The sequence below is a fragment of the Vibrio sp. Isolate33 genome, from assembly GCF_022397895.1.
GTDB classification, from domain to species: Bacteria; Pseudomonadota; Gammaproteobacteria; order Enterobacterales; family Vibrionaceae; genus Vibrio; species Vibrio pomeroyi.
The window spans coordinates 235,707-251,291 of the sequence record NZ_JAKEUP010000005.1; the positions used below are offsets into that span (position 1 = coordinate 235,707).

Consider the following 15,585-nt stretch of genomic DNA (forward strand, 5'->3'; position numbering starts at 1 on the left):
AATCTAAGGTAGTTCCTCTTAATGATATGGTTAACGTCTAAAGTCGTTATGACTTTGAGCTTATTACTATATAGGGAATTTAAGAAAAGACGTACGGAAGCTGACGTTGAGGTATAACTCAACAATTTGAAATGAAGGGAAGCAGATGCTTCCCTTTTTCGTTTCTAGCGTTTCTAGCGTTTCTAGCGTTTCTAGCGTTTCAGTGTTTATGGGAGGGCGATTTGAATCGCTAATGAAAATCTCGTGATTTGGTTTTCAAACCAACAATCTCATCGGTAATATCAATGAGCTTTCCGGCAATCACATGCACCACTTCACCTTCCTTTTCTAATATTCCTTGTACCTTTAATGCCTTGGCTGTGAGATAGGCTTGCTGTTGCGCACGCGCAGTGGTTCCCCATACCACCACGTTGATATTACCAGTGCTGTCCTCTAATGTGACAAAGGTGACACCTGCTGCAGTACCCGGTGATTGCTTACCTGTAACTAGCCCGACAACGGTGACCATGGATTTGTGCCTTTGTTGTATCAAGTCCTTCATATGAGTAAATCGGCCTAATCGATTCGCTTCTTCTAGTAAGGTGATAGGGTGCTTATTTAATGAAATCCCGACACTGGTGAAGTCTTCAAGTAAATCCTGCATCTCATTGGGTTTGTGCAATGTGTGTTCGCCATGACCATCTTTAGTACCGTCATAGATTTGGCTAAACAGAGGTAGGTCAGAAGCAGAGTCCATTATCGCCCAGCGCGTCTGGAAACGGTCTCCCGAAACGTTGTGCAGCGCGTTTGCTGATGCGAGTAGCTCTATGTCCTTCTTATTCATCGATAGTTGTTTTACTTGGCTAGGATGGCGATAACCAGAATGCGGACGATTGGCAAGTACGCTCTGGATACCGTGCTCACTCAAACCTTTGATTTGTCGCAGCCCTAATCGAATCGCTAGACCATTCTGATGAGAGACAACCATGTGGTCGTTTTGAGAAGCGTTCACACATACCGGAAGTATCGTCACATTGTGTCGCTGTGCATCTTGAACCAACTGCGATGGACTATAAAAGCCCATGGGTTGGCTATTCAACAAAGAAGCATAGAAGCACTCAGGGTAGTAGCATTTCAACCAAGCTGAACAATAGGCTAATACCGCAAAGGAAGCCGAGTGGCTTTCAGGGAAACCGTATTCACCAAATCCACATATCTGTTTAAAAATCTGTTCGGCAAACTCGGTTTCGTAGCCACGCTTTTGCATGCCTTCGATGAGCTTGTTTTTGAACTTAAAAACGTTGCCATTCTTCTTCCAAGCGGCCATTGCGCGTCTGAGCTGATCCGCTTCACCCCCTGTGAAACCTGCGGCAACCATCGCGAGCTTAATCACTTGTTCTTGAAATATCGGTACTCCTAAAGTGCGCGAGAGTACCGATTCAACATCCTTAGATGGATAGCTGATTGGCTCAATACCATCGCGACGCTTTAAGAACGGGTGCACCATATCGCCTTGAATTGGTCCTGGACGCACGATCGCGATTTGAATCACTAGGTCGTAATAAGTTCTTGGTTTGAGCCTTGGCAGCATACTCATTTGTGCGCGTGACTCAATTTGGAATATCCCTACCGTGTCTGCTCGCTGAATCATGCCGTAAACCTGAGGATCATCCTTAAGTCGAGTGATCTCTGCGATTGTTAGTGAGCGGCCATGAATACGCTTGATCAGGTCGAAACATTTTCGAATTGCAGACAGCATACCCAATGCGAGTACATCAACTTTAAGCAGCCCCAGAGTTTCAAGATCATCCTTATCCCATTGAATAATGGTGCGATCGTGCATTGCCGCATTCTCGACGGGAACCAATTCATACAAAGGCCCAGAAGAGATCACGAAGCCGCCTACATGCTGAGAAAGATGACGTGGAAAGCCGATGATTTCATTCACTAAGTGTATAAATTGCTGACCTTTCAAAGAGTCCGGTTGTAGCCCCAATTGGGTGAGTTGAGCTTGCCAACCTAGGCTTTTGTCTCTTCGATTGGTGTTCTTAATGAAGTAATCAAGCTGGGTTTCTTGCAGTCCCAATGCTTTTCCGACATCCCTTACCGCGCTTTTAAAGCGATAAGAAATGACCGTAGCAGCAAGCGCAGCACGTTCTCGACCGTATTTTTTGTAGATGTATTGAATGACTTCTTCACGACGTTCGTGTTCAAAATCGACATCAATATCAGGCGGCTCATCACGCTCTTTACTGATGAAGCGTTCAAACAGCACTGAGATTTGTCTTGGGTCGACAGAGGTGATTTCTAAGCAGTAACAAACTACGGAATTAGCCGCGGACCCTCGACCTTGGTAAAGAATCCCTTGGCTTTTCGCAAACATCACGATGTCGTGGATCGTGAGAAAAAAGAAAGGGTAGTCGAGCTCGCCAATCAGCCCTAGCTCTTTATCGATGATCTGTTGGATGTCATTAGGGACACCTTGTGGAAAGCGAGCCTTTTTTCCTTTCTCGACCAACATGCGCAGATAACTCATGGGTGTTTCACCTTGAGGAATCAGCTCACTTGGGTATTCGTAGCGTAGGCTACCTAAATCAAAGTCGCACAGCTCAGAGATTCGGTTGCTCTCTTCTAACCACTCAGTTTTGAAGATATGAGAGAGCTTATTGATGCTTCGTAAACAGCGCTCGGCATTCGCCAGTAAGTGATTGCCAACTTCGGTTACTGATTTTTGATATTTAATCGCGGTGAGTGAGTGCTGTAAGGGCAAGCGATTAGCATTGTGCATTAACACGCCACCACAAGCTGTAATCGACAATTGATGATGTTGTGACAGCTCCACACAGTAATCGATGTACTGTTGATCGGTTTGTTTTAGGTGTCGTTGTAAGCCAATCCACAACCGACCGGAATGATGTTGAGAAAGCCATTGTCCCCAATGCACGTCTTCATTTTTTTGCTGAGGTAGCCACAGGATGAAGCAGTGCTTAGCCGACATGATATCCCACTCAGAGAGTTGATAATGCCCTTTGCTGCTACGACGTCTCGCATTGGTAATAATACGGCACAGCTCGGCATAGGCTTGTCTGTTTGGACATATCAAAATCACTTGGCACTCGTCATTTAGCCAAAACATGCTCCCTACAATCTGCTTGAGCGACAGCTTGTGTTGCTTGATTGCAGAGTGAACCTTAACGATGCCCGCGACCGAGCACTCATCAGTAACAGCGAGTGCTTTGTAACGTAAAAAATCGGCCTGTAAAACCAACTCTTCCGCGTGTGAAGCCCCCTCAAGAAAGGAGTAATTACTTTGGCAGAAAAGCTCTGAGTACTGCTGAGACATAATGGAATCTCACTTAACTGTTGCGAGTGAACATGATTGAAAAGGGACGTTTAAATGAAGCAAGTGGCAAAACGACTTACTAAACTGACTAGCTGAACAAACCGTGTAAGAACCACTGTTTATCGGGCGTTCTGAATACCCATAGCCATCGACCGTTTTCACTGTGAGCAATAAAGTAATCACGAATGATTTTCTCGCCATCCCACCAACCAGAAACAATACGTTCAGGGCCTTGAGATAAGGTGACGTTTTCGGTTAATGCTTCAGGTTCTGGCAGTAAAATACTGGGCCTGAGTCGCTGTTGGTTAATGTTGTTCGTTGTTGTGGCTTGTTGATCGAGTTCTTGTGGAGCTAGCCCCTTTTTCGCCGTATGACTTAGTGTTGGTAGCGAATATTGATTGGCTTTCTCTGGTCTAGGATCTTGCTGTATTTTCGGCGTTTGAATGCAGGCCTGCCCAAGCTTTGCCTGTAACAATGAAAGTAGATCTAACGCAGCAAGCGTTCCGGTATTGCCATCAAAAAGATCATGGTAGGCCATTTGAGGTTCACCATGACGAGTTAACGAGAGAGTGAGCCCTTGAACGGGTGCTGTGATCTTCAGTGACTCTAAGGTGAGATGCGTTAGGCTCGCCCATTTACTGGCAAGGTAATCGCCCTGCGCCGAATAGAAAGAGACATGGTGGTCGTCTTTATCCCTAAGATGCAGAGTCAGGGTTAACTCAAAAGCCACTCGGTCACGTAGCTTCAAAAAGCATTCCAGTTGATTCAATAATTTCAGCAGTGGCTTTTCGATAAACAGGATGTTTTCAATATCAAACAACAGCTCCAGATATTGCTGGAAGCTTTCTGGTGGATGATAGAAATCAATTGGGTACTTGAACTGCCCATTAAGGCGACCAACATAATTCACCAAGTCGATATCAAAGCGACGTGCGACTTCTTGCAAAGGCAGTTTCAATAGGTCTTCAACGATATTAATACCGACACGATTTAAGCGTTCAACTTGCTTAGGCGGCAGCTCACTAGAACTCAGAGCTTGTTGGTTAACCCAAGCCTTCATGTGTTGAACATTGTTCGTTGCTTGGTTGATCGCTTGCTTGCCCAAAAGGATCGCAGAAAGCGGTGAGTAACCCGTGGCAAAGCTGAACTGGATGTTGAGTGTTTCTAAATGGCTTTTGAGTTCATGCCAATAGTTATCTAGTCCGTCGTAAAGTGACAGCATGTTAGAGGCTTTAATCAACAAACCATTAGGTGGCAATAACGCCATATCAGAAGTGACCAGATACGCCCATTGAGCTATCTCTTTCAGCTTGTTTTTCTCTAGCTCAATACTGTAAGGGTGGACGTGTAAGTTATGGCAAAGCGCCGCTGCAGACCCTAAACCCATATCCAGTGTAATGCCTGAGTCCAACGCAGTTTGATTAGCTTGTAGTACACGATGATCTTTTTCATCCACGATGATAATAGGTTGCTCGTGTGCTTCTTCGTTCGAACCCAATTCATTAGAGTTAAATAAGGTATCCAACTGAAGAGATGGAAAGTGCAGATAAAACCACAGCATGCGCTAACCTTGCTTCGCAATAGGAAAGGCCAATACAGTATTACCTGATAGACCGTGATGTGAACTATCGGTGCTGATGACTTTTTCTGTGAGTAACGGCCAATTGTGGGTCATATCGAGAATAAAGCTGCCATAAGACCAACTACCTTTTCTTTTCGTCACTTCAATCTTTAAACCTTGGGCCTGAGAAGAGAGCTTCATGCTTAAAGAAACAGGCAGAGATAACTGATTATGGCTGGTGGCTTTAAAGTGAAACTGCAGGCACTTGCCCGTTTCGCTTGCTGCTTGTAGGCGTTTGGTTTGGTGGATTTCGAGATCGGCTCCCCATAACAACACAGAATGACAAGCACCACTCTTGAGGCATTGTTCAGCAGCCCACAATGCATCGAGATCGCGTTGAGGCTCGATTACTAAGATGTTATCTAGTTCAATCCCTTGATTGCTAAAAAACTCGGCACAGATCTTCCCTGGCGGGTTAATGAATATGGCCAGCTTCTGTGAGTTTTGCTGAGCTAAATAGGGGGTTAGCAGGCGCAGTTCGCCAATCCCTTGTTGTGATTCAACTTCAATAACGCCGTGTGTCGGAAAGCCACCATCAAGCTGTTTATCCAATTGCGGATAGCCTGTCGAAGTGGTACTTCCTTGCGTTGTTGATTGTAGTCCTTTCCAGATTAGCTGGCGGTCTTGTAAGCTTTTTATGAGTTCATGCATAATTAAATACCTGTATATTTATACAGTATATTTAACAATGAAAAAGATGCAAAGCAAAATGATGAAAATTAGTGGAAGTAAGTATTAGGTGGTTGATTTAGATACAAAAAAAGCCGCGATTAAAGCGACTTCTTGTTATTGTTCATAATATCAACTACTTAGGTTGAGCGTCGATACATTGTCCATTAATGTCTGTCACACTTGGGTTCATTAAGTGTAGGTACAGTGGGATGATGTCCAGTGGCGTTTTCAGCTTGTTAGCATCTTCACCTGGGTACGCTTTTGCACGCATACGCGTTTGAGTGCCGCCTGGATTGATCGCGTTAACACGGATGTTTGTGTCTTCAAGCTCGTCCGCTAAGATCTGCATCATACCTTCGGTAGCAAACTTAGAAATTGCGTAAGTGCCCCAGAATGCACGGCCAGAGTGGCCAACGGTAGAAGAGGTGAATACGATACGACCGGCTTCAGCTTTCTTCAGTGCAGGTAGCAGCGCTTGAGTCATCAAGAATTCAGACTTCACATTGATCTGCATAACATCATCAAAGGTTTCTTCATCAATCTGCTCAAACGGGCTCAGAGTACCTAAAACGCCAGCGTTATGAAGTAGACCGTCTAAACGACCGAACTGCGATTCAATGGTTTCAGCCATATCAATGTAGTTCTGTTTTGTCGCGCCTTTTAAATCCAATGGGATAATCGCAGGCTGCGGGTAGCCAGCGCTTTCGATTTCATCGTAAATGAATTCTAGGTTTTTTACATTGCGGCCTAACAGAATGACAGTTGCGCCATGTTGAGCGAAGCTTAGTGCGGCTTGGCGACCAATGCCAGCACCGGCACCTGTAACCAAAATTACTTTATCTTTGAGGGCATCTGTAGAGATTGGGTAATCCACTGTGCTTATCCTTCTTTCTTTTATTATGTTCGTCATTCCATTGATGTTTAATCACACAGATAACCGCAGGAATGATGAGAAATTCTTGGTAATCGTGACAAGATGGTTACAATACACTAATTCATACAATAGGGGATATGACATTGGAATTTTTGTTGGACTACGGCTTGTTTTTAGCCAAGATTGCGACCGTTGTAATCGCCATCATTGCAATTTTAGTCATTGCTAAATCTGTGGGTGGAAAATCAAGCGCGATTAAAGGTGAGCTGGAAATCACGAACCTATCTGAACACCATAAACAGACGATCGAACAATTAGAGCACCATCTACACGATGATGCTTTCATCAAAGCCCGTGATAAAGCAGAAAAGAAAGCGGAAAAAGAGAAAGTAAAATCACGCGGTAAAGAAGTGAAGAAAGCAGCGAAAGAGGGTGAGCTTGATAGCAAGCGTGAACCACACCTATTCGTTCTTGATTTTAACGGCAGCATTGATGCGAAAGAAGTGGCTTCATTACGTGAAGAGGTAACGGCGGTTCTAGCTGTCGCTCGTGAAGGCGATGAAGTATTGCTTAAGCTTGAATCTGGCGGTGGCATGGTTCACGGCTATGGCTTGGCATCTTCTCAACTTGATCGTATCAAAGCGGCTGGCCTGCCTTTGACTATCTCGGTAGATAAAGTAGCAGCAAGTGGCGGTTACATGATGGCATGTATCGCAGACAAAATTGTGTCGGCACCTTTCGCTATCGTTGGCTCTATTGGCGTTATCGCTCAACTGCCAAATTTCAACAAACTGCTTAAAAAGCACGACATTGAGTTTGAACAGTTAACAGCGGGTGAGTACAAGCGTACCCTAACTATGTTTGGTGAGAACAGCGATAAAGCACGTGAGAAATTCAAAGAAGAGTTAGAAGAGACACATGGTTTATTCAAAGACTTCATTCGTGATCACCGCCCAGCACTAGACCTTGATAAGGTTGCAACGGGTGAGCACTGGTTTGGTACGCAAGCACATGAACTTGGGCTGGTGGATGAGATCCGTACTTCTGATGACCTAGTTGTCGAAGCATGCAAAGACAAGACGGTTCTAGCGATTCACTACGTACAGAAGAAAAAGCTGTCAGACAAATTAGCAGGCGTGGCAGGTAAATCTGCAGACAGCGTGCTAATGAAGCTGATTGAACGCGGTCAAAAGCCGGTTGTTTAAGCTTATTTAGTTCTAGTTCGAATGCCTCACGTCTATTAAAAGACGTTTAAGCCTTGAAAAGAAAGCGCATAAGTCATCAGACTTATGCGCTTTTTTATTGCTCCACTTCCGAGCGGGTGACCACTATGTTGTAGGGGGAGCGGAGTTTTATACCCATTATCTACTTACTATGATGGGTATTAAATCTTGGCTCCATAATCATTGCGTTTCGGACAAGTGGTCAGGATTTCTCGGTGACCTGTGTCTTTGAGTTCCTCAAGAATTACGTCAAAGCCCCACAAGCGATAAAGATGCTTCATTACTTCGTCGTAGCCTTTATCAAGCGGGATACGGTCATGAGGCACATATTGCAGCGTCATTGAACGGTCACCACGAACATCAACGTTAAATACCTGAATATTCGGTTCAAGGTTACTGAGGTTGTATTGCGCTGCAAGTTTCTCTCGAATCAAGCGATAGCCCGGATCATCGTGTATCGCACTCACTTCAATGGTGTTTTTTCGGTCATCATCAAGCACAGAAAATAGCTTAAAGTCACGAATGATTTTTGGAGAAAGGTATTGGCTGATAAAGCTTTCATCTTTGAAGTTGTGCATTGCGAAGTGCACTGCCTCTAACCAATCACTTCCGGCGAGTTCAGGGAACCACTCTTTGTCTTCATCGGTTGGCTCTTCACAGATGCGTCGAATGTCTCTAAACATTGCAAAGCCAAGTGCGTAAGGGTTTATCCCGCTGAAGTAAGGGCTGTTGTAAGCAGGTTGTGCGACCACACTGGTATGGCTGTGCAGGAACTCTAAGATGAACTTGTCGCTCACCAAGCCTTCGTCGTAAAGATGGTTCAGAATGGTGTAGTGCCAGAAGGTTGCCCAACCTTCATTCATCACTTGCGTTTGTTTCTGAGGATAGAAGTACTGGCTTACCTTGCGAACAATACGAACACACTCACGTTGCCAAGGCTCAAGCAGTGGGGCGTTCTTCTCAATAAAGTAGAGAATATTTTCTTGAGGCTCGCTAGGGAAGCGGATTTTGGTCTCTTCTTCCTTACTTTTGTTTTGAGGAACCGTTCTCCAAAGCTCGTTCACTTGAGACTGTAGATAAGCTTCACGCTCTTCTTGTCTTGCCGTTTCTTCTGCAATGGAAATCTTTTCAGGACGTTTGTATCTGTCTACGCCGTAATTCATCAGTGCATGGCAAGAATCAAGCAGCTGCTCGACTTCAGCGACACCATATTTCTCTTCACAACCACTAATGTACTTCTTAGCGAACAGCAAGTAATCGATGATGGAGCTTGCGTCTGTCCAAGTTTGGAATAGGTAGTTGCCTTTAAAGAAGGAGTTATGGCCGTAACAAGCGTGCGCCATTACTAGTGCCTGCATCGTTACCGTGTTCTCTTCCATCAGATAAGCGATACAAGGATCTGAATTGATCACGATTTCGTACGCTAGGCCCATTTGGCCGTGCTTGTAGTTTTGTTCGGTTTGAATGAATTTCTTACCAAACGACCAGTGATTATAATTGATGGGCATACCGATACTGGAGTAGGCATCCATCATCTGCTCTGAGGTAATCACTTCAATCTGGTTTGGGTAAGTGTCTAAACGGTAATGCTGCGCGACACGCTTAATTTCCACGTGATATTGCTCTAAGAGGTTGAACGTCCAATCTGGACCATCAGGCAGCATCTTGTCGTTTTTCTTTTGTGCAGCTTTGTCTTTCTCTGCAACGTTTGATTTCGCTGTCATGGCAAGCCCCCTTACGCTGTCTCTTTCTGGAACAGTTCTCTAAATACAGGAAAGATATCATCCACCGTTTTTATGTTTTTCATCGCGAAGTTGTCGAAGCTCGCTTCTAACTTTTCATACTCGTGCCAAAGTGTTTGGTGAGAGCGGCGTGTGATTTCGATATAAGAGTAATACTGACAAGTTGGCAGAAGCGTGTTGACCAACAGCTCTTTACAGCGAGGTGAGTCATCAGCCCAGTTATCACCATCAGAAGCTTGTGCCGCATAGATATTCCACTCATTAGCTGGGTAACGGTCTGCAACAATTTCTTTCATTAATTTCAGTGCACTAGAAACGATGGTGCCGCCCGTTTCTTGTGAGTAGAAGAACTCATGCTCGTCGACTTCTTTTGCTTGAGTATGGTGACGAATAAACACCACATCGACGTTTTCGTAGGTACGATTGAGGAACAAATAAAGCAGTACGTAGAAACGTTTTGCGATGTCTTTGGTCGCTTGGTCCATTGAGCCGGACACATCCATCAAACAGAACATTACCGCTTGGCTAGATGGAATAGGGCGCTTCTCATAGTTTTTAAAACGTAAGTCGAAGGTATCAATGAATGGCACGTTTTCGATTTTTTTGCGTAGCTCGGCAATCTCTTCTTTTAAGCGACTCTCTTCGAATGGTTGTGCCGGTTCCGTCATTTTAACTTGGTCAAGTTGCTCCATCAGTAGGTTAAGCTCACGCTTTTTACCTGCTGTCATCGCGGTTCTACGAGCTAGAGATTGCTGCAGTGAACGAACAATAGCGATGTTGGATGGAATCCCCGCACTTTGATAACCAGAGCGGTGGGTTTTCCATTCGGTGATTTTGTTGACCTGATTCTTCTCTAGATTAGGCAGAGCTAAATCTTCAAAGAGAATATCAAGGTACTCATCTTTTGAAATTTGGAAGGTAAATTCATCTTGGCCTTCGCCATCAGGGCTTGCATCACCTTGGCCGGAACCACCACCTTGGCCGCCGCCTTTAGGGCGCTCAATTTTGTCGCCAGTGATGAACTGATCATTACCAGGGTGAACGCGTTCTCTTACGCCGCCTTGCCCTTGATGAAAGCTTGGCTCTTTGATGTCTTTATGAGGAATAGTGACGTCCTCACCGGTTTCAGTGTTGGTGATTGAGCGTCGGTTGACTGCATCGGCCACAGATTCTTTGATTTGCTCTTTATGGCGTCGTAAGAATCGCTGTCTGTTTACAGCACTCTTATTCTTGCCATTGAGCCTCCGATCGATAAATTGTGCCATAAGAACTCCCTCTCAGCTGATGTCACGATCCTACTTTTTATTAGGGTATAAGAGTTATTAGGATATAAGAGTTATTGCTTTGTACGAGCTGCTCACGTGAGCAGCTCAATACAGTTTTGTTTATGAGGATTTACGAACTCTTAGATACCACTCAGATAGCAGTCTAACTTGTTTCTCGGTGTAGCCTTTTTCCATCATACGAGCAACGAAGTCGTCGTGTTTTTTCTGATCATCCGTTGAGGTCTTAGCATTGAACGAAATAACAGGAAGCAGCTCTTCTGTGTTAGAGAACATTTTCTTCTCAATCACAGTGCGCAGTTTCTCGTAGCTCGTCCAAACCGGGTTTTGACCGTTATTGTTGGCTTTGGCACGAAGCACAAAGTTCACAATCTCATTTCGGAAGTCTTTAGGGTTACTGATACCGGCTGTTTTCTCGATTTTCTCTAGTTCACCATTTAGAGAAGCACGGTCAAATAGCTGGCCTGTTTCTGGATCGCGATACTCTTGGTCTTGAATCCAGAAGTCAGCGTAGGTGACATAGCGGTCGAAGATATTCTGACCGTACTCAGAGTAAGACTCTAGGTATGCAGTTTGAATTTCTTTACCGATGAACTCTACGTAGCGTGGCACTAGGTATCCTTTCAAGAACTCTAGGTACTTCTCAGCGGTCTCTTGAGGGAATTGCTCACGTTCGATTTGCTGCTCAATCACGTAGAACAGATGCACTGGGTTCGCAGCCACTTCGGCTTGGTCGAAGTTGAACACACGAGACAAGATCTTAAAGGCGAAACGTGTTGATAGACCAGACATGCCTTCGTCAACACCCGCATAGTCACGGTACTCTTGGTAGCTCTTCGCTTTTGGATCGGTGTCTTTAAGGGTCTCACCATCGTAAACACGCATCTTAGAGAATAGAGAAGAATTTTCAGGCTCTTTCAGTCTCGACAGGATGCTGAATTGCGATAGCAGATCGAGTGTGCTTGGTGAGCAAGGCGCTTGGGATAGCTCACTGTGCTCAAGCAGTTTCTTGTAGATCTTAACTTCTTCAGACACACGCAGACAGTAAGGGACTTTTACAATGTACACACGGTCGAGGAAGGCTTCATTGTTCTTGTTGTTACGGAAGGTCTGCCACTCGGATTCGTTCGAGTGAGCCAGAATCATACCGTCGAATGGCAATGCAGAAAGCCCTTCAGTACCGTTGAAGTTACCTTCTTGAGTCGCTGTTAGTAGAGGGTGCAATACCTTGATCGGTGCCTTGAACATCTCCACGAATTCCATCAGACCTTGGTTTGCTTTACATAGCGCACCAGAGTAGCTGTAGGCATCAGGGTCATCTTGAGAGAAGTGCTCAAGCTTACGAATATCAACTTTACCGACCAAAGATGAAATATCTTGGTTGTTTTCATCACCTGGCTCTGTTTTCGCGATCGCGACTTGATCGAGAATAGAAGGGCGCAGTTTGATGACTTTGAATTTAGAAATATCGCCGCCAAAATCGTGTAGGCGTTTCGCTGCCCACGGAGACATAATCGAGCGAAGGTAGCGTTTCTCAATGCCATATTCGTTCTTAAGTAAGTCGCCGTCTTCGTTGACATCGAAAAGACAGAATGGGTGATCGTTTACTGGGCTTCGTTCACCGTCAGCAGACAATACATAAATTGGTAGCTTTTGCATCAGGGCTTTGAGTTTCTCAGCAAGCGAAGATTTACCACCGCCCACAGGGCCAAGTAAGTAAAGGATCTGTTTGCGTTCTTCTAGGCCTTGAGCCGCATGTTTTAGGTAAGAAACAATCTGTTCAATCGCGTCTTCCATGCCGTAAAAATCTTCAAATTCACGGTAGCGAGATATGACTCGGTTCGAGAAAATACGACTGAGATGAGGGTCTTGAGCGGTGTCAATGACCTCCGGTTCGCCGATGGCAAGAAGTAAGCGTTCCGCAGCGTTAGCGTAAGCACTTTTATCGTCTTTACACAGCGCCAAGAACTCTTGCAGTGTCAGCTCTTCTTCCTTGGCTGCTTCATAACGTGATTGATAGTGGTCAAATATACTCATAGTCACATTCCCCTTGTTAACCAGTCAAAACTGACGAGCGATTGAAAAATAGGCTCTCCCTACATTTTAAGGTTAGACCCGCTTCCACAATTTTGCTTAACAATTATGTATTTATTTACAATTTTGCGTGTTGAATGGCTAACGAAAGCAATGGGCAACTTGAGCCGGGAGGGATCGAATTATTTTACATTCATGGGGTATCGACGGTTTGTTTTGTGATTTTAGGAGGCTTTCCAATTCTTGCTGTGGATTTATGCGTATTGGATGTATAACGAAGCCTTATTGATTTTTTGGAATGAAATACCATATAATGCGCGACGTTATCAAAAATCGCTTAAAAAATAGGTAGAAATAGTGAAGAGTCTCTGGTTAAAAATCGCCTTTGTTGGAACGGCAATGCTCATGGCGACCGCCACACATGCAAAAATATCGCAATGGTCATTGGGTGTGGCTGCTTCCTATTCTCCTGCTGTTTATAAAGATACGCCGTCAAACCGCGCAGTTATTCCAATGATTGGTTATGAAGGCGAGCACTTTTTCATGCGTGGTTTCAGTGCTGGCTATCGTTTATTTCCTGCGGGTTCACCGCAAAACATCGTCTTTCGAGCGGTGTACGATTCAAGAACATTAAAGCCGGGTGATTCTGATAACGTTGATATTCAAAAATTAGATGAGCGTGAAGCTTCAGTATTGGGTGGTGTAAGCTATCAAGTGATCACTATGGTGGGTATGTTTGAAGCGACGGCGGGTTCGGATCTAGGCTTTAAACACAACGGCATTTATGCGGAAGCAGCGTGGCGCCTTCCTATTCGTCGCAATGGTTGGGCGATTACTCCATCTATTGGTTACGCTTATAACAGTGAGTGTTTGAATAATCACTTGTATGGTGTGAGCTCGGCAGAAGCAGCAAGAACGAACTTGAATGAGTTTGATGCAGATTGGGACGGCCAGTACTTTATTGGTTTAGGTGGTTACTTACATGTAACGCCGAATGTTCGAGTGACTGGCGGCGTTCGTTACACCAACCTAGAAGGTGATATCGAGAACAGCCCAATCCTTGAAAGCGGGATTAATATGGCGGCCAACGTCGGGGTTGCTTACGTTTTCTAGTTAACAAGAAGCGAATATAAAAAAGGGTTACTCATGTGAGTAACCCTTTTTATTTGAAACTTTATAAGCCAAATTAAGGCTTATCTTTTCATGCATTAAGCACTAAAGATTTGAGACAGCTCTGTCGCACATAGGTGGTATTGACGAGGGCAGTTGCGCCATGTTGTTAGCATGCGACGGTATTTGTCTAGCATTGGCATTTGGCTATTGAAGTGGTGATCAGCTTTGTCGAATTGAGGGTAAAGACCTTCAGAGTCAACAAGGAAACGCACGTAGTGTACGATTTGCGCTTCAGAAGCGATATCAAAACCTAAGAACTGTAGGCGGCGTTGATCAACTTCAGCGCGCTCTTGTTCTGCTAGCATTTTGTTTGACTCTTGCATTGCATGGTACATCTCCATGATGTCGATAATTTCGCGACATTCTGCTTCAGTCAAACAACCAAATTCTTTGTTAAGCTCGCGCATTTGGAGTTCGTAACCACGTTCTACAATCGTTTGTAGACGTTGGTATTTAGCTGAGTTCTCAGGATCCATTTGAGACATTAGGTAGTATTGATTTGATAGAATTAGACGCTGAGCATTGGTCATTTCCATGGGAGGAGCCTCACTAAAAAACTAAATGTTGTATTCTTTTGTTGCAGTAAGAGTAACAGCATTCCTACGAGTGGAAACATGATCTCAACACGGATTTAATATGATTTTTTGAATTGATAAACAAAAGTTGTAAAGAAAAGTGAAAGGATTGTTTGGCTCGAAAAAGAAAACGCCCCAATCGAAATTGAGGCGTTTGAAACAGGCTTTGAAAACCGTAGGTATTAGTATTTTACGTTTGAATGGTACTGACTAAGAACAGCGACAATCTCATCCATTTTTTCTTTACTTGGTGGGTTAACACCATCAAGTGGATAGTCGTGACCCAGCGCTTCCCATTTATGAGCACCAAGCTTGTGGTATGGAAGCAGTTCTACTTTCTCGATGTTGTCCATATCTTTAATGAATTCACCAAGAAGGTGTGCATCTTCAGCAGTATCTGTGTAGCCAGGAACAATCACATAGCGAATCCAAGTTTTCTTGCCGATTTTGTGCAGGTAGCGTGCAAAATCCAGAGTACGTCGGTTTGATACACCAATGAAATCGTGGTGAATCTCGTCTCGCATGTGCTTAAGGTCAAGCATCACTAGATCAGAGGCTTCAAGAACTTCATCAACCACTTCTGTGTGCTTACGAATGTAGCCATTAGTATCAAGACAAGTGTGAATGCCTTCAGCTTGAGCTGCGCGGAAAAAGTCACGAACAAACTCAGGTTGTAGCATCGCTTCGCCACCTGAACAGGTGATACCACCGCCAGAAGCTTTCATGAAATGACGGTATGATTTAGCTTCGTTAATGATCTCTTCGACCGTTACTTCCTTTCCGTCATGAAGATCCCATGTATCGCGATTGTGGCAGTACATACAGCGCATTAAGCAGCCTTGAAGAAACACAATAAAGCGGATACCAGGGCCATCGACAGTACCACAAGATTCGAATGAGTGAATGCGACCAGTTGTAGACATGAGCTATTCTCGTAGAGGAATTTATACCCTTTATTTTATTACAAAAACGGTACATAAAATAGGGTCAAATGGTAACGAGGTCTTTAAAAATAAGGGCAATCACCTGTGAAGATGATTACCCTTATTGAACTTGAACCGTGAAG

General features: G+C 44.4%; 11 protein-coding genes. 2 read left to right on the forward strand and 9 right to left on the reverse strand.

Annotated features, from left to right (window positions below; all coding sequences use genetic code 11):
- Nucleotides 1-229: 229 nt before the first annotated feature.
- From L1D37_RS10980 to L1D37_RS10995, 4 genes are all read right to left on the reverse strand, one after another.
- Nucleotides 230-3,322 carry an error-prone DNA polymerase gene (locus L1D37_RS10980; protein ID WP_239847908.1) on the reverse strand — a complete coding sequence of 1,031 codons (3,093 nt, stop codon included), beginning with the start codon at nt 3,320-3,322 and terminating at the stop codon, nt 230-232.
- Between the two features lie 88 nt (nt 3,323-3,410).
- Nucleotides 3,411-4,883 (reverse strand): DNA polymerase Y family protein, encoded by a 1,473-nt coding sequence (locus L1D37_RS10985; protein WP_239847909.1) that lies wholly within the window; start codon nt 4,881-4,883, stop codon nt 3,411-3,413.
- 3 nt (nt 4,884-4,886) lie between these two features.
- Entirely contained in the window at nt 4,887-5,594 is a 708-nt protein-coding gene (gene imuA, locus L1D37_RS10990; RefSeq protein ID WP_239847910.1) for a translesion DNA synthesis-associated protein ImuA, read from the reverse strand.
- A 154-nt stretch (nt 5,595-5,748) separates the two neighbouring features.
- A complete protein-coding gene (locus L1D37_RS10995) occupies nt 5,749-6,489 on the reverse strand; it encodes a YciK family oxidoreductase (RefSeq protein WP_017629695.1) in 741 nt (246 codons plus the stop codon).
- 137 nt (nt 6,490-6,626) lie between these two features.
- Between L1D37_RS10995 and sohB the strand changes: the two genes are divergently transcribed.
- Nucleotides 6,627-7,694: a protease SohB gene (gene sohB, locus L1D37_RS11000; protein WP_239847911.1), complete on the forward strand. Its 1,068-nt coding sequence runs from the start codon at nt 6,627-6,629 to the stop codon at nt 7,692-7,694.
- 179 nt (nt 7,695-7,873) lie between these two features.
- Here the strand turns inward: sohB and L1D37_RS11005 are convergent, their stop codons facing one another.
- The 3 genes from L1D37_RS11005 to L1D37_RS11015 all read right to left on the reverse strand — a co-directional run bounded on the left by L1D37_RS11005 (nt 7,874) and on the right by L1D37_RS11015 (nt 12,774).
- Entirely contained in the window at nt 7,874-9,436 is a 1,563-nt protein-coding gene (locus L1D37_RS11005; RefSeq protein ID WP_123283423.1) for a SpoVR family protein, read from the reverse strand.
- 11 nt (nt 9,437-9,447) lie between these two features.
- Nucleotides 9,448-10,719, reverse strand: a complete 1,272-nt coding sequence (locus L1D37_RS11010) for a YeaH/YhbH family protein (RefSeq protein ID WP_048659698.1) — start codon at nt 10,717-10,719, stop codon at nt 9,448-9,450.
- Nucleotides 10,720-10,839: 120 nt separating this feature from the next.
- Nucleotides 10,840-12,774: a PrkA family serine protein kinase gene (locus L1D37_RS11015; RefSeq protein ID WP_017631239.1), complete on the reverse strand. Its 1,935-nt coding sequence runs from the start codon at nt 12,772-12,774 to the stop codon at nt 10,840-10,842.
- A gap of 396 nt (nt 12,775-13,170) precedes the next feature.
- Between L1D37_RS11015 and L1D37_RS11020 the strand changes: the two genes are divergently transcribed.
- Nucleotides 13,171-13,884: a MipA/OmpV family protein gene (locus L1D37_RS11020; protein ID WP_239847925.1), complete on the forward strand. Its 714-nt coding sequence runs from the start codon at nt 13,171-13,173 to the stop codon at nt 13,882-13,884.
- Between the two features lie 95 nt (nt 13,885-13,979).
- On the opposite strand, the gene L1D37_RS11025 is transcribed toward L1D37_RS11020, so the two are convergent.
- Nucleotides 13,980-14,480: a YfbU family protein gene (locus tag L1D37_RS11025; RefSeq protein ID WP_017631241.1), complete on the reverse strand. Its 501-nt coding sequence runs from the start codon at nt 14,478-14,480 to the stop codon at nt 13,980-13,982.
- A gap of 221 nt (nt 14,481-14,701) precedes the next feature.
- Complete coding sequence (gene pflA / locus L1D37_RS11030; RefSeq protein ID WP_017631242.1) at nt 14,702-15,442, reverse strand: pyruvate formate lyase 1-activating protein; 741 nt, start codon at nt 15,440-15,442, stop codon at nt 14,702-14,704.
- Nucleotides 15,443-15,585: the final 143 nt, after the last annotated feature.

Coding starts and splice junctions, on each gene's coding strand:
- L1D37_RS10980 (WP_239847908.1), bottom strand. CDS start 3,322: ATGTCTCAGCAGTACTCAGAGCTTTTCTGCCAAAGTAATTACTCCTTT.
- L1D37_RS10985 (WP_239847909.1), bottom strand. CDS start 4,883: ATGCTGTGGTTTTATCTGCACTTTCCATCTCTTCAGTTGGATACCTTA.
- imuA (WP_239847910.1), bottom strand. CDS start 5,594: ATGCATGAACTCATAAAAAGCTTACAAGACCGCCAGCTAATCTGGAAA.
- sohB (WP_239847911.1), top strand. CDS start 6,627: ATGACATTGGAATTTTTGTTGGACTACGGCTTGTTTTTAGCCAAGATT.
- L1D37_RS11005 (WP_123283423.1), bottom strand. CDS start 9,436: ATGACAGCGAAATCAAACGTTGCAGAGAAAGACAAAGCTGCACAAAAG.
- L1D37_RS11010 (WP_048659698.1), bottom strand. CDS start 10,719: ATGGCACAATTTATCGATCGGAGGCTCAATGGCAAGAATAAGAGTGCT.
- L1D37_RS11015 (WP_017631239.1), bottom strand. CDS start 12,774: ATGAGTATATTTGACCACTATCAATCACGTTATGAAGCAGCCAAGGAA.
- L1D37_RS11020 (WP_239847925.1), top strand. CDS start 13,171: ATGCTCATGGCGACCGCCACACATGCAAAAATATCGCAATGGTCATTG.
- L1D37_RS11025 (WP_017631241.1), bottom strand. CDS start 14,480: ATGGAAATGACCAATGCTCAGCGTCTAATTCTATCAAATCAATACTAC.
- pflA (WP_017631242.1), bottom strand. CDS start 15,442: ATGTCTACAACTGGTCGCATTCACTCATTCGAATCTTGTGGTACTGTC.